Source organism: Kitasatospora sp. NPDC059747 (assembly GCF_042732955.1).
Classification (GTDB): domain Bacteria; phylum Actinomycetota; class Actinomycetes; order Streptomycetales; family Streptomycetaceae; genus Kitasatospora.
This window is the reverse complement of sequence record NZ_JBHWGV010000042.1, coordinates 39,592-64,439: the sequence shown is the minus strand read 5'-3', so window position 1 is coordinate 64,439 and position 24,848 is coordinate 39,592. Positions and strand designations below refer to the sequence as shown.

The 24,848-nt window shown below is 73.3% G+C and carries 25 protein-coding genes; 16 read left to right on the top strand and 9 right to left on the bottom strand.

The features are described from left to right. Positions 1-4 precede the first annotated feature (4 nt). The 3 genes from ACFV4G_RS20005 to hutI are packed head-to-tail and all read left to right on the top strand — an operon-like array spanning position 5 to position 3,748. Positions 5-1,186, top strand: a complete 1,182-nt coding sequence (locus tag ACFV4G_RS20005) for an allantoate amidohydrolase (protein ID WP_380442123.1) — start codon at positions 5-7, stop codon at positions 1,184-1,186. Beyond that, entirely contained in the window at positions 1,177-2,538 is a 1,362-nt protein-coding gene (locus tag ACFV4G_RS20000) for a formimidoylglutamate deiminase (RefSeq protein WP_380442097.1), read from the top strand. The genes ACFV4G_RS20005 and ACFV4G_RS20000 overlap by 10 nt, the downstream gene beginning before the upstream one ends. A gap of 34 nt (positions 2,539-2,572) precedes the next feature. Continuing rightward, the gene (gene hutI, locus ACFV4G_RS19995; protein WP_380442095.1) at positions 2,573-3,748 is read left to right on the top strand and encodes an imidazolonepropionase; all 1,176 of its coding nucleotides are present in this window, start codon (positions 2,573-2,575) and stop codon (positions 3,746-3,748) included. Positions 3,749-3,807: 59 nt separating this feature from the next. Here the strand turns inward: hutI and ACFV4G_RS19990 are convergent, their stop codons facing one another. Together ACFV4G_RS19990 and ACFV4G_RS19985 are read right to left on the bottom strand one after the other, a co-directional pair. After that, on the bottom strand, positions 3,808-5,892 hold the full coding sequence (locus ACFV4G_RS19990) for a prolyl oligopeptidase family serine peptidase (RefSeq protein ID WP_380442093.1): 2,085 nt from the start codon (positions 5,890-5,892) through the stop codon (positions 3,808-3,810). A 79-nt stretch (positions 5,893-5,971) separates the two neighbouring features. Next, the gene (locus ACFV4G_RS19985) at positions 5,972-7,480 is read right to left on the bottom strand and encodes a peptide MFS transporter (protein ID WP_380442091.1); all 1,509 of its coding nucleotides are present in this window, start codon (positions 7,478-7,480) and stop codon (positions 5,972-5,974) included. A 329-nt stretch (positions 7,481-7,809) separates the two neighbouring features. Between ACFV4G_RS19985 and ACFV4G_RS19980 the strand changes: the two genes are divergently transcribed. Beyond that, positions 7,810-8,484, top strand: coding sequence for a response regulator transcription factor (locus ACFV4G_RS19980; protein WP_030290974.1), 675 nt, complete (start codon positions 7,810-7,812; stop codon positions 8,482-8,484). Between the two features lie 64 nt (positions 8,485-8,548). Then, positions 8,549-9,793 carry an ATP-binding protein gene (locus tag ACFV4G_RS19975; protein WP_380442121.1) on the top strand — a complete coding sequence of 415 codons (1,245 nt, stop codon included), beginning with the start codon at positions 8,549-8,551 and terminating at the stop codon, positions 9,791-9,793. Positions 9,794-9,835: 42 nt separating this feature from the next. On the opposite strand, the gene ACFV4G_RS19970 is transcribed toward ACFV4G_RS19975, so the two are convergent. Together ACFV4G_RS19970 and ACFV4G_RS19965 are read right to left on the bottom strand one after the other, a co-directional pair. Beyond that, the gene (locus ACFV4G_RS19970) at positions 9,836-10,531 is read right to left on the bottom strand and encodes an ester cyclase (RefSeq protein WP_380442089.1); all 696 of its coding nucleotides are present in this window, start codon (positions 10,529-10,531) and stop codon (positions 9,836-9,838) included. A 241-nt stretch (positions 10,532-10,772) separates the two neighbouring features. Further along, complete coding sequence (locus ACFV4G_RS19965; RefSeq protein ID WP_359974800.1) at positions 10,773-11,252, bottom strand: GtrA family protein; 480 nt, start codon at positions 11,250-11,252, stop codon at positions 10,773-10,775. Between the two features lie 336 nt (positions 11,253-11,588). Here ACFV4G_RS19965 and ACFV4G_RS19960 point away from each other — a divergent pair, with 336 nt between their 5' ends. The 3 genes from ACFV4G_RS19960 to ACFV4G_RS19950 are packed head-to-tail and all read left to right on the top strand — an operon-like array spanning position 11,589 to position 14,505. Continuing rightward, complete coding sequence (locus ACFV4G_RS19960) at positions 11,589-12,728, top strand: 5-(carboxyamino)imidazole ribonucleotide synthase (RefSeq protein ID WP_380442087.1); 1,140 nt, start codon at positions 11,589-11,591, stop codon at positions 12,726-12,728. Continuing rightward, positions 12,725-13,255 (top strand): 5-(carboxyamino)imidazole ribonucleotide mutase, encoded by a 531-nt coding sequence (gene purE / locus ACFV4G_RS19955; RefSeq protein WP_380442085.1) that lies wholly within the window; start codon positions 12,725-12,727, stop codon positions 13,253-13,255. Before ACFV4G_RS19960 ends, purE begins: the two co-directional genes overlap by 4 nt. A 32-nt stretch (positions 13,256-13,287) precedes the next feature. Further along, the gene (locus ACFV4G_RS19950; RefSeq protein WP_380442083.1) at positions 13,288-14,505 is read left to right on the top strand and encodes a dipeptidase; all 1,218 of its coding nucleotides are present in this window, start codon (positions 13,288-13,290) and stop codon (positions 14,503-14,505) included. 25 nt (positions 14,506-14,530) lie between these two features. Here ACFV4G_RS19950 and ACFV4G_RS19945 read toward each other — a convergent pair whose 3' ends face one another. Next, positions 14,531-14,944, bottom strand: a complete 414-nt coding sequence (locus tag ACFV4G_RS19945; protein WP_380442081.1) for a CoA-binding protein — start codon at positions 14,942-14,944, stop codon at positions 14,531-14,533. A 35-nt stretch (positions 14,945-14,979) separates the two neighbouring features. Further along, positions 14,980-16,317 (bottom strand): UDP-glucose dehydrogenase family protein, encoded by a 1,338-nt coding sequence (locus ACFV4G_RS19940; protein WP_380442079.1) that lies wholly within the window; start codon positions 16,315-16,317, stop codon positions 14,980-14,982. A 191-nt stretch (positions 16,318-16,508) separates the two neighbouring features. Between ACFV4G_RS19940 and ACFV4G_RS19935 the strand changes: the two genes are divergently transcribed. The 4 genes from ACFV4G_RS19935 to ACFV4G_RS19920 all read left to right on the top strand — a co-directional run bounded on the left by ACFV4G_RS19935 (position 16,509) and on the right by ACFV4G_RS19920 (position 20,625). Beyond that, positions 16,509-17,675 (top strand): acyl-CoA dehydrogenase family protein, encoded by a 1,167-nt coding sequence (locus ACFV4G_RS19935; RefSeq protein WP_380442077.1) that lies wholly within the window; start codon positions 16,509-16,511, stop codon positions 17,673-17,675. A gap of 153 nt (positions 17,676-17,828) precedes the next feature. Next, the gene (locus ACFV4G_RS19930) at positions 17,829-18,692 is read left to right on the top strand and encodes an oxidoreductase (protein ID WP_380442075.1); all 864 of its coding nucleotides are present in this window, start codon (positions 17,829-17,831) and stop codon (positions 18,690-18,692) included. 164 nt (positions 18,693-18,856) lie between these two features. Beyond that, entirely contained in the window at positions 18,857-20,089 is a 1,233-nt protein-coding gene (locus ACFV4G_RS19925; RefSeq protein ID WP_380442073.1) for a beta-ketoacyl-[acyl-carrier-protein] synthase family protein, read from the top strand. A gap of 59 nt (positions 20,090-20,148) precedes the next feature. Next, on the top strand, positions 20,149-20,625 hold the full coding sequence (locus ACFV4G_RS19920; RefSeq protein WP_380442071.1) for a GNAT family N-acetyltransferase: 477 nt from the start codon (positions 20,149-20,151) through the stop codon (positions 20,623-20,625). A gap of 9 nt (positions 20,626-20,634) precedes the next feature. Here the strand turns inward: ACFV4G_RS19920 and ACFV4G_RS19915 are convergent, their stop codons facing one another. Beyond that, positions 20,635-21,141, bottom strand: a complete 507-nt coding sequence (locus ACFV4G_RS19915; protein WP_380442069.1) for a hypothetical protein — start codon at positions 21,139-21,141, stop codon at positions 20,635-20,637. A 29-nt stretch (positions 21,142-21,170) separates the two neighbouring features. Further along, positions 21,171-21,779, bottom strand: a complete 609-nt coding sequence (locus ACFV4G_RS19910; protein WP_380442068.1) for an NAD(P)H-dependent oxidoreductase — start codon at positions 21,777-21,779, stop codon at positions 21,171-21,173. A gap of 121 nt (positions 21,780-21,900) precedes the next feature. On the opposite strand from ACFV4G_RS19910, the gene ACFV4G_RS19905 reads away from it, so the two are divergent. Continuing rightward, positions 21,901-22,383: a MarR family winged helix-turn-helix transcriptional regulator gene (locus tag ACFV4G_RS19905; protein ID WP_380442066.1), complete on the top strand. Its 483-nt coding sequence runs from the start codon at positions 21,901-21,903 to the stop codon at positions 22,381-22,383. On the opposite strand, the gene ACFV4G_RS19900 is transcribed toward ACFV4G_RS19905, so the two are convergent. Beyond that, positions 22,380-22,772 (bottom strand): MerR family transcriptional regulator, encoded by a 393-nt coding sequence (locus tag ACFV4G_RS19900; RefSeq protein ID WP_380442064.1) that lies wholly within the window; start codon positions 22,770-22,772, stop codon positions 22,380-22,382. The two genes, ACFV4G_RS19905 and ACFV4G_RS19900, sit on opposite strands and share 4 nt — an antisense overlap. Before the next feature lie 164 nt (positions 22,773-22,936). Between ACFV4G_RS19900 and ACFV4G_RS19895 the strand changes: the two genes are divergently transcribed. The 3 genes from ACFV4G_RS19895 to ACFV4G_RS19885 all read left to right on the top strand — a co-directional run bounded on the left by ACFV4G_RS19895 (position 22,937) and on the right by ACFV4G_RS19885 (position 24,742). Further along, entirely contained in the window at positions 22,937-23,431 is a 495-nt protein-coding gene (locus tag ACFV4G_RS19895; protein WP_380442063.1) for a peptidylprolyl isomerase, read from the top strand. 228 nt (positions 23,432-23,659) lie between these two features. Further along, entirely contained in the window at positions 23,660-24,115 is a 456-nt protein-coding gene (locus ACFV4G_RS19890) for a barstar family protein (protein ID WP_380442061.1), read from the top strand. A gap of 195 nt (positions 24,116-24,310) precedes the next feature. After that, positions 24,311-24,742: a GNAT family N-acetyltransferase gene (locus ACFV4G_RS19885; protein WP_380442059.1), complete on the top strand. Its 432-nt coding sequence runs from the start codon at positions 24,311-24,313 to the stop codon at positions 24,740-24,742. Positions 24,743-24,848: the final 106 nt, after the last annotated feature.

Here is a 24,848-nt window from a genome sequence, read left to right as displayed (position 1 = left end):
AGCGATGTGGGCGGAGCTGCTCCCCGTGGGCCGCTCCGCCGCCTCCGGCGGCTACCGCCGCTTCGCGTGGAACTCCGCCGACGCCGAGTGCCGGGCCTGGTTCGAGCAGCAGGCCCGCGACCGCGGCCTGACGTACGAGCTGGACCGCAACGGCAACCAGTGGGCCTGGCTGGGCGACCCGGCCGGGGACGGCGCCGTCGTCACCGGCTCGCACCTGGACTCCGTCCCCGACGGCGGGGCCTTCGACGGCCCGCTCGGCGTCGTCTCCTCGTTCGCCGCCCTGGACGAACTCCGGTCCCGGGGAGCCGAGTTCACGCGTCCGCTGGCGATCGTCAACTTCGGTGACGAGGAGGGCGCCCGGTTCGGCGTCGCCTGCATCGGCTCCCGGCTGACGGCCGGCCTGCTGGACCGCGACGCCGCGTACGCGCTGCGCGACGCCGACGGCGTCCGGCTGCCCGACGCGATGGAGCGGGCCGGCTACGACCCCACCGCGATCGGCGCGGACGACGGCCGGCTCGCCCGGATCGGCGCCTTCGTCGAGCTCCACGTCGAGCAGGGCCGCTACCTCGCCGAGGACCAGCCGGTCGGCGTGGCCGGGGCGATCTGGCCGCACGGCCGCTGGCGCTTCGACTTCCACGGCGAGGCCAACCACGCCGGCACCACCCGCATCGAGGACCGCCGCGACCCGATGCTCACCTACGCCAACACCGTGCTCTCCGCCCGGAAGAAGGCGCGGGAGGCGGGCGCCCTCGCCACCTTCGGCAAGGTCGCGGTCGAGCCCAACGGCACCAACGCGATCGCCTCCCTGGTCCGCGGCTGGCTCGACTCCCGGGCGGCCGACGAGCGCACCCTCACCGCGCTGGTCGCCGAGATCGAGCGGGCCGCCGCCGAGCGCGGTGGGCGCGACGGCGTCCGGGTCGAGCTCACCAGGGAGTCCTACACGCCGGTGGTGGAGTTCGACGGTCCGCTGCGCGACCGCCTCGGCAAGCTGCTGAACGCCCCGGTGCTGCCCACCGGCGCGGGACACGACGCCGGGATCCTGGCGTCCGCGATCCCGACCGCCATGCTGTTCGTGCGCAATCCGACCGGTGTCTCGCACTCCCCGGCCGAGCACGCCGAGACACCCGACTGCCTCGCCGGGGTCACCGCCCTGGCCGACGTACTGGAGGACCTGGCGTGTCAGTGACCGAACCGGTGGCCTACTGGGCGCAGTACGCCTGGCTGCCGCACGCCAACGGCCTGGTGGTCGAGCGGGACGTCCTGATCGCCACCGGCCCCGGCGGCCGGATCACCGCCGTGACGCCGGACAGCGGCCCGTGCCCGGCCGGCGCCGTCCGCCTCGTTGGGCTCCTCGTGCCCGGCCAGGCCAACGCCCACTCGCACGCCTTCCACCGGGCGCTGCGCGGCCACGTCCAGGTCGGCTCCGGGACGTTCTGGACCTGGCGCGACACCATGTACAGGTTCGCCGGGGCGCTCGACCCGGACCGCTACCTGGAGCTCGCCACCGCGGTCTACGCCGAGATGGCGCTCGCCGGGATCACCGCCGTCGGCGAGTTCCACTACCTGCACCACGCCCCCGGCGGCGCCCGCTACGACGACCCCAACGCGATGGGCGAGGCGCTGATCGAGGCCGCCGCCCGGGCCGGCATCCGGATCACCCTGCTCGACACCTGCTACCTGTCCTCGGGCTTCGGCGCCGAGCCGACCGGGCCGCAGCAGCGGTTCAGCGACGGCGACGCCGAGGCGTGGGCGGTCCGGGCGGACGCGCTCAAGCCGCGCGAGCACGCCCGGATCGGCGCCGCCATCCACTCGGTGCGGGCCGTGCCCGCCGGGCAGCTGGGCACCGTCGCGCGGTGGTCCGAGCTGCGCGGAGCCCCGCTGCACGTCCACCTGTCCGAGCAGACCGCCGAGAACGACGCCTGCCTCGCCGCGCACGGCGTCACCCCGACCCGGCTGCTCGCCGACCACGGCGCGCTCGGGCCGCGCACCTCGGCCGTCCACGCGACCCACCTCACCGACGAGGACGTCCGCCTCCTCGCCGACAGCTCCACCACGATCTGCATGTGCCCCACCACCGAGCGGGACCTCGCGGACGGCATCGGCCCGGCCCGCCGGCTCGCCTCGGCCGGGTGCCCGGTCACCCTCGGCAGCGACAGCCACGCCGTCATCGACCCGTTCGAGGAGGCGCGCGCCCTGGAGCTCGACGAACGGCTGCGGACGCGGACCCGCGGGCACTGGACGGCCAACGCGCTCCTGCGGGCCGGGACGGAGGACGGGCACGCCTCGCTCGGCTGGCCGGAGGCCGGCCGGATCGAGGCCGGGGCGCTCGCCGACTTCACCGTGCTCGCCCTCGACTCGGTGCGCACCGCCGGGCCGCCGCCCGCACTGGGCGCCGAGACCGCAGTCTTCGCGGCCTCGGCGGCGGACGTCCGGCACGTGGTGGTCGGCGGCCGGCACGTCGTCGCGGACGGCGTGCACCGGCTCGTCCCGGACGTCCCGGGCGCGCTGCGGGCCTCGATCGGCGCGCTGAGCTGCTGATCCGTTCCTACAACTCCGTTCGGAAGGCGTCGTCTTGAGCAACCCGACCACCCTGATCACCGGCATCGGCAGTCTGGTCACCAACGACCCCGGCCAGGGCGCCGGACCGCTCGGCCTGCTGACCGACGCGGCCGTGGTGCTGGACGGCGACACCGTCGCCTGGGTCGGCCCGGCCGCCGACGCGCCCGCCGCCGACGTGCGCTTCGACGCGGAGGGGCGGGCCCTGCTGCCCGGCTTCGTCGACTCGCACGCCCACCTGGTGTTCGCGGGCGACCGCACCGCCGAGTTCAACGCCCGGATGTCCGGCCAGTCCTACACCGCCGGCGGGATCCGGACCACGGTGGCGGCCACCAGGGCCGCGACCGACGCCGAACTCGACGCCAACCTGGCCCGGTTCGTCCGGGAGGCGCTGCGCCAGGGCACCACGACCATCGAGTGCAAGTCCGGGTACGGGCTGACGGTGGCCGACGAGGCGCGGGCGCTGCGGATCGCCGCCCGGTACACCCCGGAGACCACGTACCTGGGCGCGCACGTCGTCGCGCCCGAGTACGCGGACGACCCCGCGGCATACGTCGACCTCGTCACCGGGGAGATGCTGGACGCCTGCGCCCCGCACGCCCGGTGGGTGGACGTGTTCTGCGAGAAGGGCGCGTTCGACGGGGACCAGGCGCGGGCGGTCCTCACCGCCGGCATCGAGCGCGGGCTGACGCCCCGGGTGCACGCCAACCAGCTGACGTACGGTCCCGGCGTGCAGCTCGCGGTCGAGCTGGGGGCGGCCTCGGCCGACCACTGCACCCACCTGACGGACGAGGACGTGGCCGCGCTGGCCGGCTCGGGGACGGTGGCGACGCTGCTGCCCGGGGCGGAGTTCTCGACCCGGGCGCAGTACCCGGACGCGCGGCGGCTGCTCGACGCGGGCGCGGTCGTGGCGCTGTCCACGGACTGCAACCCGGGCTCCAGCTTCACGAGTTCGATGGCGTTCTGTATCGCGGTCGCGGTGCGGGAGATGGGGATGACACCGGACGAGGCGGTCTGGGCGGCGACGGCCGGGGGGGCGCACGCGCTGCGCCGCGGCGACGTCGGCGTGGTCGAGGCCGGGGCGCGGGCGGACCTGCTGCTGCTGGACGCGCCGTCGCACGTGCACCTGGCCTACCGGCCGGGGGTGCCGCTGACGGCCGCGGTCTGGCGGTCGGGGGTCCGCGAGGTCTGAGCCTGCGAGAGCTGGAGGCCCCCACGTCCCCGGGGTGGCGGGCGCGGGGGCCTCCGTTTTCACTTGAGGCCCAACGAGCGCCTCAGGAAGTCGAGTTCGTGCTGCAGCAGGTTCGCCGCCACGGTCTCGTCGGTGGGGGAGTGCGTCGTGTTGCTCAGCGGGAGCACCTCGTGGGGGCGGCCCGCGGCGAGCAGCGCGCTGGACAGGCGCAGGGTGTGGACGGGGAGGACGTTGTCGTCCGCGAGGCCCTGGATCAGCAGCAGCGGGCGGCGCAGCTTCGGGGCGTCGGCGATCAGCGACGCCGAGTCGTAGTGCCCGGGGTGCTCGTCCGGGTGGCCGAGGAAGCGCTCCTGCCAGTGGGTGGTGGAGAGCCGCTGGTCGGTGGGGGCGGCGCCGGCCGACGCCGCGTGGAAGACGTCCGGGCGGCGCAGGACGGCGAGCGCGGCCAGGAAGCCGCCGTAGGACCAGCCGCGGATGGCGACCCGGTCGAGGTCGAACACACCGGGGCGCAGCCGGGCGGCCTCGTGCAGGCCGTCGACCTGGTCGGTGAGGGCCGGTCCGGCCTTGTCGCCGTAGATTTCCTTGCTCCAGCGGGGCCCGCGGCCGGGTGTCCCGCGGCCGTCGACGGCGAGCACCGCGAAGCCCTGTTCGGCGAACCAGCGCGAGACGAGGTCCCACCACACGCCGCCGGTGCCGACCTTCCGGGTGGCCGGCCCGCCGTACGGGTCGACGAGGACGGGCAGCGGGCCGTCCTCGGGGCGGTACCCGGTGGGCAGGTAGAGCGCGGCGCGCATCTCGCGCGGGCCGAGGCGCAGCAGTTCGGGTGCGGCGGTGAGCACGGGCGGCTCGGCGCGCGAGGTGAGCTCCACGGCCGCGCGCCCCTCGCGCAGGACGGTGGTGCGTCCGGCGGGGTGGCCCTCGCGGCGGGTGGTGACGACCAGCGTGCCGCCCCGGCGGACGCCGGTGTGCTGGCCCGGGCCCTCGCTGAGCCGGCGGACGCCGGCGCCCGGTTCGTAGCTCCAGAGGTGGGTCTCGGTGGGCTCGTCGACGGCGGTGAACAGGACCCGCTCGCCCTCCGTCCCGAGCACCTCCCACAGCTGGAGCCCGGGCGGGGTGACGGGCTCGCCGTCCACCGTGAGGTGCTGGGTGTCGCCGTGGGCGGCGGTGTGGACGAGGGCGCCGGAGGCGGTGCGCAGGGGCAGCCCGGGGACGAGTTCGACCCAGTGGTCGTCGCGCTGCTCGTCGAGCACCCGGACGGCGCCGCCGGGCTCGATCGCGAGCGTGCGGACGGTGCGCTGGTCGCGGCTCTGGACGCAGGCGTACGGGCCGTGGGCGTCCCAGCCGGCGGCCGTGACGTACTCGAACGCGGCCCGGTCCCAGTGGACTCCGATCTGTGAGCCGTCGAGGCCGAGCAGCCACAGCGACACGTCGGCGTTGGCGGTGCCGGCGAGCGGGTAGCGGACGGCGCGCGGGGGCCGGGCCGGGTCGGCCGGGTCGGCGAGGTGCAGCCGGGCGACCTCGCGCTCGTCGACCCGGGTGACGAGCAGCGCGGTGCCGTCGGGGGACCACCAGTGGCCGCGGGAGCGGTACATCTCCTCGGTGGCGACGTGCTCGGCGATGCCGTACGTCACGTCCGCGGCCTCGGGCTCGGCGAGCGCGCGGTCGCCGGTGCCGTCGGCGGACACCACCCGCAGGGAGCCGCCGCCGGCGTAGGCGATCCGGCGGCCGGTCGGGTCGAGGCGCGGGTCGTACACCGCGGTGGCGGTGGGGACGGCGCGGACGGTGCCCGTGGCGGTGTCGGCGAGCCACAGGTGGCCGCCGAGCGCGAAGGCGGCGAGCCGGCCGGTGGCGTCGGTGGAGAAGGCGGTGATGCCGGAGGCGGCGATCCGGGCCCGCTCGCGCCGGATCCGCTCGGCCTCGGGGAGGTCGCCGTCGTCGTCGCCGAGCGCGGCCGGGTCGGCGACCAGCCGCTCCTCGCCGGTGGCGGTGTCGAGCGCCCAGAGGCGGTTGACGGGGTCGGCGCCGCCGCGGCTGCGGACGAACAGCACGGTGGCGCCGTCGGCGGTGATCACGGGGTGGGTGGGGGTGCCCAGCGCGAAGCGCCGGGTGCGGGCGAGTTGGCGGGGGAGCGCGTCTGTCGGCATGACGGGCACCATAGGCAGATCCCGCACCACTCGGTCGAGTGGTTTACGCGCTCGCGCAGGGGGCCGGATCGGGCGCGTGTCAGTGCACGTCGCCCATGAGCGCGTTGACCTTCTTGCGGTACATCGCGAGGGCGATGCCGGCGATGATCGCCATCACGCCCTGGACCGCGAAGTACCAGGTGCTGCCGACCACGCCGTCGCCCAGCACGAGCTGGAAGATCGCGGCGACGCAGTCGCCGGCGGTGACGGCGAGGAACCAGACGCCCATCATCTGGCTGGCGTACTTGGTCGGCGCCAGCTTGGTGGTGACGGACAGGCCGACGGGGGAGAGCGTGAGCTCACCGACGGTCTGGACCAGGTAGACCATGGCCAGCCACAGCGGGGTGACCTTGGTGTCGCCGTGGGCGGCGGCCATCGCCAGCATCATGACGATGAAGGACGCGCCGATCATCAGCAGACCGATGGCGAACTTCATGGTGGTGCTGGGGTTCTTCGACCGGCGGGCCAGGGCGACCCAGATCCAGGCGAAGACCGGCGCCAGCGCCATGATGTACAGCGGGTTGAGCGACTGGAACCACGTCGACGGGAAGTTGAAGCCGAGCAGCGTGGACGCGGTGTGCTTGTCCGCGAAGATGCTCAGCGTCGAACCGGACTGGTCGTAGATCATCCAGAACACGGCGGCGGCGACGAAGAACCAGATGTAGCCGCTCATCCGGGACTGCTCGGTGGCGTCGAGGTCCTTGTCGCGCTTCACCTTGGCGAAGACGAGCACCGGGATCAGGATGCCGGCGACCGACAGCGGCCAGAGCACCCAGTCGATGGTGAACGAGCCGCTCGCCACCAGGGCGCCGTAGATGACCACGGCGGCGGCCAGCCAGGCGCCGGCCTTCTTGAAGATCGACGCCTTCTCGGCCGGGGTGATCGGCGAGGTGACGATGTCGCTCTTCGGGCTCAGGTGGCGGGTGCCCAGCAGGAACTGGCCGAGGCCGAGCGCCATGCCGACGCCGGCCAGCGCGAAGCCCAGGTGCCAGCTGACGCTCTGGCCGATGGTGCCGATGACCAGCGGGGCCGCGAAGGCGCCGAGGTTGATGCCCATGTAGAAGACGGTGAAGCCACCGTCGCGACGCGGGTCGTTCGGGCCGTCGTAGAGGTGGCCGACCATCGTCGAGATGTTGGCCTTGAGCAGACCGGAGCCGATCGCGATGAAGGCCAGACCGGCGAAGAACGCGCCGCTGAACGGCACGGCCAGCAGGAAGTGGCCGATCATGATGATCGTGCCGCCGACCGCGACGGTCTTGCGAGCGCCGAGGAATCGGTCGGCGATCCAGCCGCCCGGGAGGGCCAGCAGGTAGACCATCGCCGTGTACACGCTGTACACGGCGGCGGCGACCGCCGTCTTCATGCCGAGGCCGCCCTCCGAAATGGAGGCGGTCATGTAGAGGACCAGCAGGGCACGCATGCCGTAGTAGCTGAAGCGTTCCCACATCTCGCTCATGAAGAGAGTCGCGAGACCTCGGGGGTGGCCGAGGAAGGTCTTGCCGCTGGGGGAGGCCGACGTGACGCCGGCGTCCTGGAGCGTAGACGCCATGTGTAGTGGTTCCTTGCCTGACAGCGTCCGCCTAGGGGGGTGGCGGCGGACGTGGACGGAACCACTGTACGTGGCGATATTTGGCGGTATCAGATGACAAAACGCTCGAATCAGGTATGGCAATGGCAAAGTCCGCAGCCGATCTTCCCGATCGATCCATGGTAGACGGGGATGTCTTCCTTCGGTTTCAAGATCCAAGGGCGGAATCTTCGCCGAACAGGCGGTCGGGAAGCGTCCGTTGAGCGGACGTGGGCCCTTATATAACGATCACGCTCTGTGAACTACTTCACAGGTCCATCGGGCAGGGTGCGGCGGACTACCATCACCACATGACCTGTGTGCTGCTCGCCGAGGACGATCCGGCGATCTCCGAACCGCTGGCCCGGGCCCTGCGCCGCGAGGGCTACGAGGTGCTCGTCCGCGAGGACGGCCCCACCGCGCTCGCCGCCGGCCTCACCGAGGAGGTCGACCTCGTCGTCCTCGACCTCGGCCTGCCCGAGATGGACGGCCTTGAGGTCTGCCGCCGGCTGCGCGCCGACGGCAAGAGCTGCCCCGTCCTGGTGCTCACCGCCCGCGCGGACGAGGTGGACACCGTCGTCGGCCTCGACGCCGGCGCCGACGACTACGTCACCAAGCCGTTCCGGCTGGCCGAACTGCTCGCCCGCGTCCGGGCCCTGCTCCGGCGCGGCAACGTCGACCAGCTCACCACCGGCGCGCACGGCGTGAAGATCGACATCGAGTCGCACCGCGCCTGGCTCGGCGAGGAGGAGCTGACGCTCTCCGCCAAGGAGTTCGAGCTGCTGCGCGTCCTCGTCCGGGACGCCGGCCGGGTCGTGACCCGCGAGGAGATCATGCGCCAGGTCTGGGACACCACCTGGTGGACCTCCACCAAGACCCTGGACATGCACATCTCCTGGCTGCGCAAGAAGCTCGGCGATGACGCCGCCAACCCGCGCTACATCGCCACCGTGCGCGGAGTGGGCTTCCGGTTCGAGAAGAATTAGCCCCCGTACGGAGAGCATGGCCGGAGCGCGGCCGATGAAGCGCAACACCTCGGGGAGCGGCAGCGTGAAACGCCGGATGATCAACTCGCTGCTGGGCGTCGTCCTGGTGGTGGTCGTGGTGTTCTGCGTGCCGCTCGCCCTGGTGGAGAAGCGGACCATCGTCAACTCGGCCCAGGAGCGGACGGACGCCGCCGCCGTCCGGGTGCTCGGGCTGGTGGAGAACCGCCTCGCGAACCACGAGCTGGTCAACGAGCGCTCCTTCGACAGCCAGGTCGCCGAGGGCAGCTACGTCGAGGTGCAGCTGCCCGGCCAGGCGGTGGTCTCGGTCGGCGTGCGCCCGCCCGGGGGCCACCTGCTGAAGGCCACCGAGTACGGCGTCAACGGCGAGAGCGTCACCGTCGAGCAGTCCCGCGAGGACGTCGACCACGAGATCGCCAACATGCTGCTGCTGCTCGGCGTCGTCGCCCTGCTCGCCGTCCAGGCCGCCGTCGCGCTCGCCGTCTGGCAGGCCAAGCGGCTCGCCCGGCCGCTCACCGACCTCGCCGAGACCGCCGAGCGCCTCGGCTCCGGCGACCCCCGCCCGCGCGACCGCCGCTACGGCGTGCCGGAGCTCGACCGGGTCGCCGAAGTGCTGGACGTCAGCGCCGAGCGGATCGCCCGCATGCTCACCGCCGAGCGCCGGCTCGCCGCCGACGCCTCGCACCAGCTGCGCACCCCGCTCACCGCGCTGTCCATGCGGCTGGAGGAGATCACCGCCCTCGCCGAGGACCCGGAGACCGTCAAGGAGGAGGCGACCATCGCCCTCCAGCAGGTCGAGCGGCTCACCGACGTCGTCCAGCGGCTGCTCACCACCCAGCGCGACCCGCGCAGCCCCACCGCCGTCGCCTTCGAGCTCGACGAGGTGATCAAGCAGCAGGTCGAGGAGTGGGGCCCGACCCTGCGCGAGAAGGGCCGGGTGCTCTCCCTGGAGGGCCTGCACGGCGTCATCGCCGTCGGCACCCCGGGCACGGTCGCCCAGGTGCTCGCCACCCTGATCGAGAACTCGCTGATGCACGGCGCCGGGACGATCACCCTGCGGGTCCGCCCCTCCGGCACCTCGGTCGTGGTCGAGGTGCAGGACCAGGGCGCCGGGGTGCCGCCGGAGCTGGGCAACCGGGTCTTCGAGCGCGCGGTCAGCGGCCGCAACTCCACCGGGATCGGCCTGGCCGTCGCCCGTGACCTCGCGGAGGCGGACGGCGGCCGGCTCGAACTGCTGTCGTTGCGGCCGCCGGTGTTCGCGATCTTCCTCGGCCGCAGTCACGAGGACTGAGAGGACTGAGAGGACCGAGGGGACCGGGCGGCCCCGGGCGCCTCAGGCTCCCGGCATGACGCCGAGCTGGCGCATCAGGCCCATCACGTCCCACTGCCACCAGCCCTCGGCGATCCTGCCCTCCTTGCAGCGGAAGGTCGTCGTGCCGCGTCCGGTCACCGACTTCCCGGTGTTGGGCACGTCCCGGAAGGCGGCCTTCTGGGTGGCGTGCCAGGTCCACCGGGTCGCCACCTCGTCGCCCTCGGCGATCTGGCTCTCGATCTCGAAGCGGAAGTCGAAGGCGTCCAGGTAGCCGGCACAGCGCTCGCGGAACGCCGGGACGCCCTGGAGGTCGCCCTCGCTGCCGTAGTCGTGGTCGCGGTAGTCGGCGGCCATGCACTCGTCGATGACGTCGAGGTCGCCCGCGGCCAGCCCGTCCAGGACCCGGTTCGCGAGGGTCTTGTTGAACTGGGAGTCACGGACCACGTCGAGGTCGGTGAAGGTGGGCGGCGCGTCGCAGAGCGCCACCATCTCGCGGAAGATCCGGTCCGTCTCGGGGAGGTGGGAGTTGCGCATGGCCTCCTCGTAGGAGGGGAACTCCACGATCTCCACCACGTGCTTGGTGTCCGAGCGGTCGGTCGCGACCACCGCGTGGGAGGCGGTCCGCTTCCCCTTGGTGGACTCGGCCCAGCTGTCCATCAGCCGGTTGAGGTCGTCGAGCCTGTCGGTCTTGCAGTCGATGATCTGGACGAACGCCATGGCGAGCCTCCTGGAACCCCCTCGGCCTCGATCGTCCGCGCCGGCCGTGCTCGCCCTCGGTAACCACTGTCCTCTGGGGCGGGTGGGACCGGCAAGCGCAGGACGCGCGTCGGGGGCCCGCGGGGGGGGGGGGGGGGGCCCCCGCCCGGGGGGGGGGGGGGGGGCCCCCCCCCGGCCCGCCCCGGGGGGGGGCCCGGGGGGGGGGGGGCGCGGGGCCCCGACGGCGTGGACGTGCGGAGGATCACTCCGCCTTGGCGTACCGGATCTCCTCGGCGGCCAGCATCAGCTCGGCCTGCGCGGCCAGCTCGCTGCCGGTGGCGTGCGGGGCCTGCGGCTCGGCCTCGGGCATGGCCTTGAACACCCAGGTGCGGTACGAGACGAAGCGGAACACGGTGCCCAGCGCGAGGCCGACCAGCTTGGCGCCGAGCTGCTCGAAGTGCGAGTCCAGGCCGAGCAGGTACACCGAGGTGCCGAGCACGCCGGTCTCGATCAGCATGCCGATGCCGCTGAACACCAGGAACAGCGTGATCTCGCGCTTGCGCGAGGCGGCGTCGCGGTCCCGGTACAGCCAGTAGCGGTAGCCGAGGTAGTTGGTGGCGATCGCGATCAGCGTCGCGGCGATGTTCGAGCGCAGCGAGGCCAGGTGCAGGCCGTTGATGCAGACCCAGAACACCAGGAAGTTGACCACCACGCCGCTCAGGCCGACGATACCGAACTTCACGGCTTCTCCCGTGAGTCCGCGCATCTTCTGCACGAGTGTGGGACTCGGAGCTGCGGTCGTGGCCATACCGGGCTGCCTCCATGTGCGTGCGGTCGAAAGGGCGGTGCGTCGGGACGGTGCCCGCCCCTTGTGCCCTGCGTGCACGCACATGATCGGACTGCGTAGACCAGGACCTGGCCGTCCAGGCTACCCGGTTCCGCCGAACGGCTCAGCCCCTCGCGCCCCCGGTTGACATCTACGCGCGTCCACCCGGAGGGCCCCTCCGGCCTTGCCACCAGCGGCTCCATCGCCCCCGATCGGCCCGGATATCCTGGCCGGGTGACTTCCCCGGGCAATGTGAATTTTCCAGTGGTGGGCATGATCGGCGGCGGGCAGTTGGCCCGCATGGCACACCAGGCGGGTATCCCGCTCGGGGTCAGGTTCAAGCTCCTCGCCGACACCCCCCAGGACTCCGCGGCGCAGGTCGTCTCCGACGTTGTGCTCGGCGACTACCGCGACCTCGACACCCTGCGCCGCTTCGCGGCCGGCTGCGACGTGATCACCTTCGACCACGAGCACGTCCCGACCGAGCACCTGCGGGCGCTGGAGGCCGACGGCATCGCCGTCCGCCCCGGCCCGGACGCGCTGGTCAACGCCCAGGACAAGGGCGTCATGCGGGCCAGGCTCGACGCCATCGGGGTGCCCTGTCCCCGGCACCGGATCGTCGCCGACCCGGCCGACGTGACCGCCTTCGCGGCCGAGGGCGAGGGCTACCCCGTCGTCCTGAAGACCGTCCGCGGCGGCTACGACGGCAAGGGCGTGTGGGTCGTCGACGACGAGCAGGAGGCCGAGGCGCCGTTCCTGGCGGGCGTGCCGGTCCTGGCCGAGGAGAAGGTCGACTTCGTCCGCGAGCTGGCCGCCAACGTCGTCCGCTCGCCCAGTGGCCAGGCCGTCGCCTACCCGGTCGTCGAGAGCGTCCAGGAGAACGGCGTCTGCGCCGAGGTCACCGCCCCCGCGCCGGACCTCGACCCGGCCCTGTCCGACGAGGCCCAGCAGCTCGCCCTGCGCATCGCCGGCGACCTCGGCATCACCGGCCACCTCGCCGTCGAGCTGTTCCAGACCCGGGACGGCCGGATCCTGGTCAACGAGCTGGCCATGCGCCCGCACAACTCCGGCCACTGGACCCAGGACGGCGCGGTCACCTCCCAGTTCGAGAACCACCTGCGGGCCGTCCTCGACCTCCCGCTCGGCGACCCCCGGCCGCGCGCCAAGTGGACCGTCATGGTCAACGTCCTCGGCGGCGACTACCCGGACATGTACCACGCCTTCCTGCACTGCATGGCCCGCGACCCTGGCCTGCGCATCCACATGTACGGGAAGGACGTGAAGCCCGGCCGCAAGGTCGGCCACGTCAACGTCTTCGGGGACGACCTCGACGACGTCCGCGAGCGCGCCCGCCACGCGGCCGCCTACCTGCGAGGAACGATCACCGAATGAGCGACACCAACCCCGTCGTCGGCATCGTCATGGGCTCGGACTCCGACTGGCCCGTCATGGAGGCCGCCGCCCAGGCCCTCGACGAGTTCGAGATCCCCTACGAGGTCGACGTCGTCTCCGCCCACCGGATGCCGCGCGAGATGGTCGCCTACGGCGAGAACGCGCACAAGCGCGGGCTCAAGGCGATCATCGCCGGTGCCGGCGGCGCCGCCCACCTGCCGGGCATGCTCGCCTCCGTCACGCCGCTGCCGGTCATCGGCGTCCCGGTGCCGCTGCGCTACCTGGACGGCATGGACAGCCTGCTGTCGATCGTCCAGATGCCCGCCGGCGTGCCGGTCGCGACCGTCTCGGTGGCCGGCGCGCGCAACGCGGGCCTGCTCGCGGTGCGCATGCTCGCCGCGTTCGACCCCGAACTGACCGAGCGGATGACCGACTTCCAGGCCGAGCTCAACACCCAGGCCACCGAGAAGGGCAAGAAGCTCCGCGCCAAGGTGGCCGGTTCGGACTCCTTCGGCTTCGCCAAGTAGGCGGCGCGGCGGGGTGGGGTAGAACAGGTCGCATGACCTCTGAGCTGGACTTCCCCACCCCGCTGGACCGTGCGCGGGCCCTCCTGCGCACCGCCCCCGTCGTGGACGGCCACAACGACCTCCCCTGGGCGATGCGCGAGCAGGCCGGGTACGACCTCGGCGCGCTCGACCTCGCCGCCGACCAGAGCGACCGCCTGCACACCGACCTCGCCCGCCTCGCGGAGGGCGGGGTCGGCGCGCAGTTCTGGTCCGTCTACGTGCCCACCCGGCTGGCCGGCGACCACGCCGTGAGCGCCACGCTGGAGCAGGTCGACTTCGTCCACGCCCTCGTCGCGCGCTACCCCGACCGGCTCCGGCTCGCCCGCACCGCCGACGACATCGAGGCGGCCCGCGCCGAGGGCCGCATCGCCTCCCTGATGGGCGCCGAGGGCGGCCACTCCATCGACTGCTCGCTCGCCACCCTGCGGGCCCTGTACGAGCTCGGCGTCCGCTACCTGACCCTCACCCACAACGACAACGTGCCGTGGGCCGACTCGGCGACCGACAAGCCGGTGGCCGGCGGGCTCACCCGCTTCGGCGAGGAGGTCGTCCGGGAGATGAACCGGCTCGGCATGCTGGTCGACCTCTCGCACGTCTCCGCCGACACCATGCGCGACGCCCTGCGGGTCACCGAGGCGCCCGTCGTCTTCTCGCACTCGTCGTCCCGCGCGGTCTGCGACCACCCGCGCAACGTCCCGGACGACGTCCTCGCGCAGCTGCCCGGCAACGGCGGCGTCGCGATGGCCACCTTCGTGCCGAAGTTCATCCACGTCGAGGCCGCCGCGTGGACCCTGCGGGCCGACGAGAACATGCGCGCCCACGGCCTCCACCCGCTGGACACCACCCCCGCGGGCATGGCCCGCCAGCGCGAGTTCGAGGCCGCCCACCCGCGGCCGGTCACCACCGCGTCCACCGTCGCCGACCACCTCGACCACATGCGCGAGGTCGCCGGGATCGACCACATCGGCATCGGCGGCGACTTCGACGGCACCGCGTTCCTGCCCGAGGGCCTCGGTTCGGTCGCCGGCTACCCGAACCTCGTCGCCGAACTCCTGCGCCGCCACTGGTCGGAGGCCGACCTGGCCAAGCTCACCTGGCACAACGCCGTCCGCGTCCTGCGCGACGCGGAGTCCGCCGCGGCCGGGCTGCGCGCCACCCGGGGGCCGTCCATCGCGACGATCGCGCAGCTGGACGGCGCCGCCCCGGCCTGATCGCCGGACCCGTCCGGCCTCGACGCTAGCCGAGCCGGGGGAACTCGATGGCCGGGCACCTGTCCATGACCATCGAGACCCCGGCGGCCGTCGTCCGCTCGTACGCCGCCGCGTCGACGACGCCGAGCTGGAACCAGACCGCCTTCGCCCCGACGGCCACCGCCTGGTCGGCCACCTCGCCGGCCAGCTCGGACCGGACGAACACGTCGACGACGTCGACCGGGAACGGCACCTCCGCCAGCGACGCGTAGCCGGGCTCGCCGAGGACCGTCTCGGCCTTCGGGTGCACGGGCACGATCCGCTTGCCGTGGCGCTGGAGCACGGCGGCCACGCCGTACGCGGCGCGCGCGGTGTTGTTCGACAGGCCGACCACCGCCCAGGTGTCGCCCGTGCCGGTGAGGATGTCGCGGACCGTCGCGTCGTCGCCGTAGCTCGTCATGACGGTCCCAACGACGTGCCGGGGTGCGGGATTCCCTAGCTGGGCCGGCCGAGGGCGCGGTACGTCCAGCCGGCGGCGCGCCAGGCGTCCGCGTCGAGGACGTTGCGGCCGTCGAGGAGGCGGCGCTCGGCGACGACGGCGCCCAGGACGGCCGGGTCGAGGGTGCGGAACTCCTGCCACTCGGTCAGGTGCAGCACCACGTGGGCGCCCTCGGCGGCCTCCAGCGGGGAGTCGGCGTAGGTCAGGCCCGGGAACATCTTGCGGGCGTTGTCCATGGCCTTCGGGTCGTAGACGGTGACCTGGGCTCCCTGGAGCTGGATCTGGGCGGCGACGTTGAGCGCGGGGGAGTCCCGGATGTCGTCCGAGTTGGGCTTGAAGGCGGCGCCGAGCACGGCCACCCGGCGGCCCAGGAAACCGCCGCCGCACTGCTCGCGGGCCAGCTCCACCATCCGGGAGCGGCGGCGCATGTTGATCGAGTCGACCTCGCGCAGGAAGGTCAGCGCCTGGTCGGCGCCGAGCTCGCCGGCCCGGGCCATGAACGCCCGGATGTCCTTGGGCAGGCAGCCGCCGCCGAAGCCGAGGCCGGAGTTGAGGAACTTGCCGCCGATCCGCTCGTCGTAGGCGAGCGCGGTGGAGAGCTGGGTGACGTCGGCGCCGGCCGCCTCGCACACCTCGGCCATCGCGTTGATGAAGGAGATCTTCGTGGCCAGGAAGGAGTTGGCGGCGGTCTTCACCAGCTCCGCGGTCGCGTAGTCGGTGACCACGAACGGCACTCCGGCCCCGATCGGCTCGGCGTACACCTCGCGCAGCTGCCGCTCGGCGCGCTCGCTGTGCGCGCCGACCACGATCCGGTCCGGGCGCAGGGTGTCCTGGACGGCGAAGCCCTCGCGCAGGAACTCCGGGTTCCAGGCGAGTTCGGCGTCGGCGCCGACCGGCGCCAGGGCGGCGAGGCGCTCGGCCAGCCGGCCGGCCGAGCCGACCGGCACGGTGGACTTGCCGACCACCAGGGCCGGGCGCGACAGGTGCGGCGCGAGGCCGTCGATCGCGGCGTCCACGTAGGACATGTCGGCGGCGAACTCGCCCTTGCGCTGCGGGGTGTTGACGCACACGAAGTGGACGTCGGCGAACTCCGCGACCTCCTCGACGGAGGTGGTGAAGCGCAGCCGGCCGGTGGAGCCCTCGTGCCCGGCCACGTGCTTGAGCAGCAGCTCGGACAGGCCCGGCTCGTACATCGGGACGCGGCCGGCGGTCAGTGTGGCGATCTTCTCGGGGTCGATGTCCAGACCGAGCACCTCGAAGCCGAACTCGGCCATCGCGGCCGCGTGGGTGGCACCGAGGTAGCCGGTGCCGATCACGGAGATGCGGAGGGTCACGGGTTCCCCTTTGTGCGGACTCGACCATGAGTGGGTGCCCTGATGCTATCCGTCCCCCGGACTCCGCCGGAGGCCGCCCGTCCGGGGCCCGCCGGGGGCCGGAAACGCTAGGCAGTCGCAGGTCGGAGCCCTAGGATCTCTACTCGACGGTAACCAACCGGATCCTTCGATCACTGTGGCGAGGCGGCATCATGGCGGGCAGCGCAGGCGCGGCTGACTTCGATCTCTTCCGTATCTCCGAGGAGCACGGGATGCTCCGTGAGGCGGTGCGCGGGCTGGCCGAGGCGAAGATCGCTCCGTTCGCGGCGGAGGTGGACGAGCAGGGCCGGTTCCCGCAGGAGGCGCTGGAGGCGTTGCAGGGTAATGACCTGCACGCGGTGCACGTGCCGGAGGAGTACGGGGGTGCGGGGGCGGACGCGCTGGCGACGGTGATCGTGATCGAGGAGGTCGCGCGGGTGTGCGCGTCGTCGTCGTTGATCCCGGCGGTGAACAAGCTGGGGTCGCTGCCGGTGCAGCTGTCGGGTTCGGAGGAGCTGAAGGCGAAGTACCTGGGGGCGCTGGCGCGTGGTGAGGGGATGTTCTCGTACTGCCTGTCGGAGCCGGAGGCGGGTTCGGACGCGGCGGGGATGAAGACGCGTGCGGTGCGCGACGGTGACTTCTGGGTGCTGAACGGGGTGAAGCGCTGGATCACGAACGCGGGTGTGTCGGAGTTCTACACGGTGATGGCGGTGACGGACCCGGACAAGCGGTCGAAGGGGATCTCGGCGTTCGTGGTGGAGAAGGGCGATGCGGGTGTGTCGTTCGGTGCTCCGGAGAAGAAGCTGGGGATCAAGGGGTCGCCGACGCGTGAGGTGTACTTCGACAACGTGCGGATTCCGGCGGACCGGATGATCGGTGCGGAGGGGACGGGTTTCGCGACGGCGATGCGGACGCTGGACCACACGCGGGTGACGATCGCGGCGCAGGCGGTCGGGATCGCGCAGGGGGCGCTGGACTACGCGAAGGGCTATGTGCAGGAGCGCCGGCAGTTCGGGAAGGCGATCGCGGAGTTCCAGGGGGTCCAGTTCATGCTGGCGGACATGGCGATGAAGCTGGAGGCGGCGCGTCAGCTGACGTACGCGGCGGCGGCGAAGTCGCAGCGCGGGGACGGGGACCTGACGTTCTTCGGTGCGGCGGCGAAGTGCTTCGCGTCGGACGCGGCGATGGAGATCACGACGGACGCGGTGCAGCTGCTGGGCGGGTACGGGTACACGCGGGACTACCCGGTGGAGCGGATGATGCGCGACGCGAAGATCACGCAGATCTACGAGGGCACCAACCAGGTCCAGCGCATCGTCATGGCCCGCAACCTGCCGTAACGCACGCGGCCTCGAAGTTCCGGGAGCCCCCGGCCGATCACCGTCGGCCGGGGGCTCCGGCGTTTCCGGGTCGGGTCGGGCCCCGGCCGCCGGCCTGACGTATAAATGATCGTCAACTTCCTTGTGGTGCACGGCATACGGAGGGCATGGGGAATGAGCAACGAGAAGCGGGCGACCGGGCGGGTCTGGCTGATCACCGGGGCGAACTCCGGCTTCGGGCAGGCGATCGCCGAGGCCGCGATCGCCGCCGGGGACAGCGTGGTGGCGGCGGCCCGGCGGCCCGAGGCGCTGGACGGGCTGGTCGCCGCGCACCCGGGGCGGGTCGTGCCGGTGCGGCTGGACGTGACGGACGGGGAGCGGATCCCGGCGGCCGTCGCGGAGGCGCTGGAGCGGTTCGGCCGGATCGACGTCCTGGTGAACAACGCCGGGCGCGGCCTGATCGGCGCCGTCGAGGAGTACACCGACCGTGAGCTGCGGGACCTGATGGAGCTGCACTTCTTCGGGCCGGCCGCGCTCACCCGGGCCGTCCTGCCGCACCTGCGGGCGCAGGGCTCGGGGGCGGTCGTGCAGATGAGCAGCATGGGCGGGCGGTTCTCGTTCCCCGGGGTGGGGGCGTACTCGGCCACCAAGTTCGCGCTGGAGGGGCTGTCCGAGGCGCTGGCGCAGGAGGTCGTCGGATTCGGGGTGAAGGTGCTGATCGTCGAGCCGGGTGCGTTCCGGACCGGCTTCGCCGGCGGCGGCGCCCTCGCGCACGCCACCCCGATCGCCGCCTACGACCCGGTCGTCGGCCCGGTCCGCACCGGCCTGCCGGACTCCGACGGCAAGCAGCCCGGGGATCCGGCCAAGGCCGCCGCGGCGATCCTCGCCGCCCTGGACGCCGAGCACACGCCGCTGCGGCTCGCGCTCGGCAGTGACGCCGTCGACGGGGTCCTGGGGCAGCTCGACCGTGCCCGCAAGGAGGCCGAGGCGTGGGAGGCGGTCGGTCGCGGGACGGACTTCGCCGACCTCGCAAACTAAAGGAAACCTACAAAGGGGCCGTACCCGAATCGGTGCTCTCCGGCCTCTGAAGATCCCTCAATCCCCTGTCAGAGTGGCACAGGGTTCGACCGCTCTCCGGGCCCATCGGCACGGGGGGCGGTTTCGATTTGTGACCTCTCAATAAACGTAGGGGGAAAGATTTCATGAATGCCGACAGCGGTGCCGCCGGCGCCGGCCACGTGGTCGTCACCGGTCTCGGGGCGACCACGCCGCTCGGCGGGGACGTCCCCTCGACCTGGGCCGCGATGCTGGCCGGGCAGTCCGGGATCGCGGCCATCGAGGACGCCTGGGCCGCGGACCTGCCCGCCCGGATCGCCGGCCGGCTGAAGGTCGAGCCGTCCGAGGTGATGGACCGCGTCCAGGCCCGGCGGCTGGACCGCTGCGAGCAGATCGCGCTGATCGCCGCCCGGCAGGCCTGGGCCGACGCGGGCTCCCCGGAGGTCGACCCGGAGCGCCTCGCCGTCGTCATCGGCACCGGCACCGGCGGCGCGGTCACCATGCTCGCGCAGGACGACGTGCTGGAGGCCTCCGGCGTCCGCAAGGTCTCCCCGCACACCGTGCCCATGCTGATGGCCAACGGCCCGGCCGCGTGGGTCAGCATCGAGCTCGGCGCGCGGGCCGGCGCGCACACCCCGGTCAGTGCCTGCGCCTCCGGCGCCGAGGCGATCGCCCTCGGCCTCGACCTGATCCGGCTCGGCCGCGCCGACGTCGTCGTCGCCGGCGGCGCCGAGGCCTGCATCTGCCCGCTCCCGATGGCCGGCTTCGCCCAGGCCAAGGCCCACTCGACCCGCAACGACGAGCCCACCAGGGCCTCCCGGCCGTTCGACGTCGACCGGGACGGCTTCGTGATCGGCGAGGGCGCGGTCGTCCTCGTCCTGGAGCGCGCCGAGTTCGCCGCCGCCAGGGCCGCCCGCCCGCATGCCGCCCTGGCCGGCGCGGCCGTCACCTCCGACGCCCACCACATCACCGCGGCGGCGGCCGAGGGCCAGGTCCGGGCCATGCGGCGCGCGGTGGCCGAGGCGGGGCTCGCCCCGCAGGACGTCGCCCTCGTCCACGCCCACGCGACCTCCACCCAGATCGGCGACCTCGCCGAGGCGGAGTCGGTCACCGAGGCGATCGGGCTGCACCCGGCCGTGACCGCCACCAAGTCGCTCACCGGGCACCTCTTCGGGGCGGCCGGCGCGCTCGGGGCCCTCACGGCCGTCCTCGCCGTCCGGGAGGGGGTCGTGCCGGCCACCGCCAACCTGGAGCGGCTCGACCCGGCGGTGAAGCTCGACGTCGTCGCGGGCGCGCCGCGCACCGGGGCCGTGCCGGTCGCGCTCACCAACGCGTTCGGCTTCGGCGGGCACAACGTCTCGCTGGTGTTCACGCGCTGACGCCGGGGCCGGCCGAAATCCGGGCGACGCGGGGCCGTCCGCTTCGTAGGCTGACGGCCATGTCCTCCGACCTGCGCCTCGCACCCGTCACCCCGGCCAACCTCGACGCCGCCCTCGCCCTGCGGGTGCGGCCGGACCAGGAGGGGCTGGTGGCATCGGTGGTGAAGTCGCTCGCGGAGGCGTACGTCCACGGCGACACCGCGTGGCCCCGGCTGATCTTCGACGGCGAGCGGATGGTCGGGTTCGTGATGGCCTTCTTCGACATCACGTTCTACCCCGACAAGGCGGGGGACCGGCCGCGTTCGGGCCTCTGGCGCCTGCTCGTCGACGCCGACCGGCAGGGCGGCGGCTACGGGCGTTTCGCGGTGGAGCAGGTGTGCGCGGAGGTCCGCCGCCGCGGCGGCACCCGCGTCACCGTCACGTACCACCCCGGGCCGGACGGTCCCGCCGAGTTCTACGCCCGGCTGGGCTTCCGGCCGACCGGCGAGACGAGCGGCGACGACGCGGTGGCGGAGCTGGAGCTGGACCCGGCCTGAGGCCGGGGCTCAGCGCTCGGGGAAGGGCGCGAGCTCGGCGTCCCAGGCGTCGGCGGCCGCGCGGAGCTCGGCGGGGGCGAGGAGGAACTCGGCGGTGTGGCCGGGCCACACGTCGTCCCCGTCCTCGTCGCTGTCGTCCTCGTCCTCGTCGCTGTCGGCGTCCTCGGCGTCGAGGTCCACCCACGGCGGCGCGGCCTCCAGCGCGAAGCGGACCCGCACCAGCCGCCGCCCGTCCGCGGGCTGCTCCTCGGCGAGGCCGAAGGTCAGCAGCGGCTCGGTGAAGTCGAGCGCACCCGGGCTGCGGGCCGGGTCGGCGGCGGCCCGCAGCCACCGCGAGATCTCCCGCGCCTCCCAGGTGGTCAGGCACGCCTCGACGAACCGCCACGCCCCCTCGGGCACGGCCACGGCGCCGGCGATCACCAGCCAGTTGTCGTCGTAGCCCTCACCGCGCGCCGTCCCGAACTGGTAGCTGCGCGGCCGCAGATCGAGCCGGTGCGAGGAGTCTTCGAGGAGCATCCGCCCATCGTGTCACCGCGCCCGCGCGGTCACCGCAGGAGGGCCGCCGCCTCGGCGCGGGCCTGGTCGAGCCAGGCGGCGCGGGTCGGGGCCGGGGCGTCGGTGACGGTGCGGAAGACCGTCCGGCGGACGTCGGTGACGCCGACGTACGGGAGGACGCAGGCGGCCCAGATCCGCTGGAGGGGATCGCCGAACTCGGTGCGCTCGCGCTCCTCCGGGGTATCGGAGGTGTTGAGGACCAGGGCCCGGCCGGCCCGGAGCAGCCCGGCGGGTTCGCCGTCGGCGGTGCCGAGCTTGTACGCGACGCCGGGCGCGAGCACGCGCTGCACCCAGCCGGTGAGGACGGCGGGCGGCATGCCCCACCAGTTGGGGTGGATCAGGACGAGGGCGTCGAGGGTGGCCACTTCGGCGCGGTGCAGCGCGAGTTGCGGGTCGGCGGGCGCGTCGGCGGCGTTGACGGTGCCGGTCTCCTCGGCGGTGAGCAGGGCCGGGAACCCCTCCGCGTAGAGGTCGTGGGCGCGCACGTCGCAGCCGCGCCCGCGCAGTTCGGCCACGACGGCGTCGTGCAGCGCGTGGTTGAAGCTGCCCGGCCGCGGGTGCGCCAGGTAGACCCCGATCCGGCCGGCCGTGTCGTCCATCGCCTCGTCCCTCCCCGGTCGTACGCCGTGTGCGGGCGCCCGATGCCGGTGATGCTACCGACCGCGTCGGTGCCGCGCCGGGAATCTGTGCATGCGCACGCAACTCGGTACGATGAACGGCATGAACCGTGCCGACCTCACCCTGGGCCCGCTGCCGGAGCGCGATCACGCCTTCTACGGGCTGGTCTGGGCCGGCGCCACGCTGGCCGCCCGGGTGGACCGGGAGCTCGCCCGGGTCCACGGGCTGCCGCTGTCCTGGTTCGAGGTGATGCTGTGGCTCAACGGGCAGCGGGAGCCGGTCGCCGCCTCCGACCTCGGGGCGAAGACGATGCTCAGCCGCAGCCAGGTGTCCCGGGTGGTCGACGCCCTCGCCGGGCGCGGACTGGTGGCCCGCTCGGCCTCCGACTCGGACGCCCGCTCGGTGCGGATCGAACTGACCGAGCAGGGCCGGGCCGCGTTCGCCGAGGCCGACGCGACCCGGCGGGCGGTGCTCGCGCCGGTCTTCGACGACCGGCTCGACGACGCCGACATCGCCGCGCTGGAGACGGTCTGGCGCAAACTGAAGGAGCCCCGGCCCGACCGGGCGCCGGACGGGACCCGCTAGCGCGCCCCGCGCTCGGCCGGGCCGAGCGCCGGGCGGCCGGAGGCGGTCTGGATCACCTCGTCCAGGACCTCGCGCGAGCGGACCAGGTCGGCGATCATCCGGTCGATCCGCTCCCGCTCGGCGGTGAGCTCCTCGACCAGCAGCGGGGTGGCGATCTCGTTCGGGCCGCCGTCGGCGTCCCGCATGCAGGGGAGGATCTCGTAGATCTTGCGGCTGTGCAGTCCGGCCGCGAACAGCTCCTGGATGAGGATGACCCGGTCCACCGCGCCGTCCGGGAAGTCCCGGTGCCCGCCCAGGGTGCGGTCGGGGGCCAGCAGGCCCTGCTTCTCGTAGTAGCGCAGGGAGCGCTCGCTCACGCCCGTGCGCCGGGCCAGTTCACCGATCCGCATGCCGCCCACCCCGTCGTCGCGATCGAACGCCCGCCCCGCTCGAAGCCGGCCCCGATCGTAACGTCCGTGCCCGGTGCGGCGGGGCGGTACGGGACGACACCGAGGTGGCGCCGGACCGTCGGGGGTGTCGCGCGTCGGAGCGTCGGTCGTGCCATGATCCCTGCATGGCTTCCAACGTTTTCTTCGACATCACGATCAACGACGAGCCCGCCGGCCGGATCGTCTTCAAGCTGTACGACGACGTCGTCCCGGTCACCGCCCGCAACTTCCGCGAGCTCGCCACCGGCCAGAACGGCTTCGGCTACGAGGGCTCCGGCTTCCACCGCGTCATCCCCGACTTCATGCTGCAGGGCGGTGACTTCACCAACCACAACGGCACCGGCGGCCGCAGCATCTACGGCGAGAAGTTCGCGGACGAGAACTTCGAGATCAAGCACACCAAGGCCGGCCAGCTCTCGATGGCCAACGCGGGCCGCAACACCAACGGCTCGCAGTTCTTCATCACCACCATCGCCACCAACTGGCTGGACGGCAAGCACGTCGTCTTCGGCGAGGTCGTCGAGGGCATGGACATCGTGAAGCTCATCGAGTCCAAGGGCTCGCAGAGCGGCCGCACCTCGGCCAAGGTCACCATCGCCAAGTCCGGCATCGTCGAGTAATCACCGGTGCGTGGCCGGGCTCCCGCCCGGCCGACCCGGTACCGCGTACCGCCCCGTCGTGGAAAGTCGGATCCGCCGACTTCCCACTCGGGGCGGTGGCGTTTCCGGACGTCCGTCCGGGCAACCCCGCATGCCGGGGCGCTGCCGCACCGGACCCGTCGGCCGGCCGGGTGAGCCCCCGGCGCGGCGGCGTCCGGCGCCGGCGGGCGGGGCGGTAGAGCTACCGTCGTGACGCACCCCAGCCCACCGGAGAGACTGCTCGCCGGGGCCCGGTGGGACCTGTTCCCCGGGCACCCGTGGGCGGGCCTGGCCCGCGTCCCCGCCGGGGACGTCCGCCGGGTCGCGATCGACGGCGGCGCGTGCCGCACCAAGGCCGGCCTGCTCACCGCTTGGGCGCGCGCCCTCGACTTCCCCGCGTACTTCGGCCACAACTGGGACGCCTTCGAGGAGTGCCTGGGCGACGTCCTCCACCCCGCCGGGGAGCCGGACCGGCCGCCGCCCCGGGTGCTCGTCGTCCTCGCCGGCGCGGACGAGCTCCTCGCCGACGCGCCGGAGGCCGAACTCACCACGCTGCTGCGGATCCTGGACGCCGCCGCCGTCGACCACCTGCTCGCCGTGCTGTTCGTGGCGCAGGACCCGTCCGCCACCGCGTACCGGTTCAGGGCGGCGGCCCGCGCGCTGTGAGGGGCGGAGTGGGGCGGTGATCAACTGGCCGTTACTGCACCGGAATTCGGCCAGTTCACCCGCGCGTCGCGACCAGTGCGCCGGAAAGCGGCGCACCCGACGTGCGGCGCGGCTAGGGTCCAGCGCCATGAGCGAGCGAATGGTCGAGAGGTGCGTGTGGGCGAATGCCCCCGCCGAGCGCAGCGAGGTGGGCGCATGAGTCTTGATGTCGAGGTCGTCCGGGAGACGACCGACGAGCTGGTGGCCGCGTTCGCCGGCCTGCTCCCGCAGCTGTCCGGTTCGGCCAAGCCGCTGGACCACGCGGCGCTGGCCCACCTGGTGGCCTGCGACTCCAACACGCTGCTGGTCGCCCGCCTCGACGGGGTGATCGTCGGCACGCTGACCCTGGTGCTGTCCCCGCTCCCGTCCGGCCTGCGGGCGCGGATCGAGGACGTGGTCGTCGACGCGGAGACGCGCGGCAAGGGCGTCGGCGCGGCCCTGACCGACGAGGCCGTGCGGCTGGCGCGCGAGGCCGGCGCCCGGACCCTGGATCTGACGTCCCGGCCATCCCGCGAGGCCGCGAACCGCCTCTACGAACGGGCCGGCTTCCAGGCCCGGGACTCGAAGGTCTACCGCTACGCGGGGTAGCTCTTCCGCCCGCGGGGGGGGGCCGGGTGGGGGCCGCGCGAGCAGCGCTCGGGCCGCCGGGGGGGGGGGGGGGTTGGAGGAGACGCAGGGCCCGCGCTCCGACACA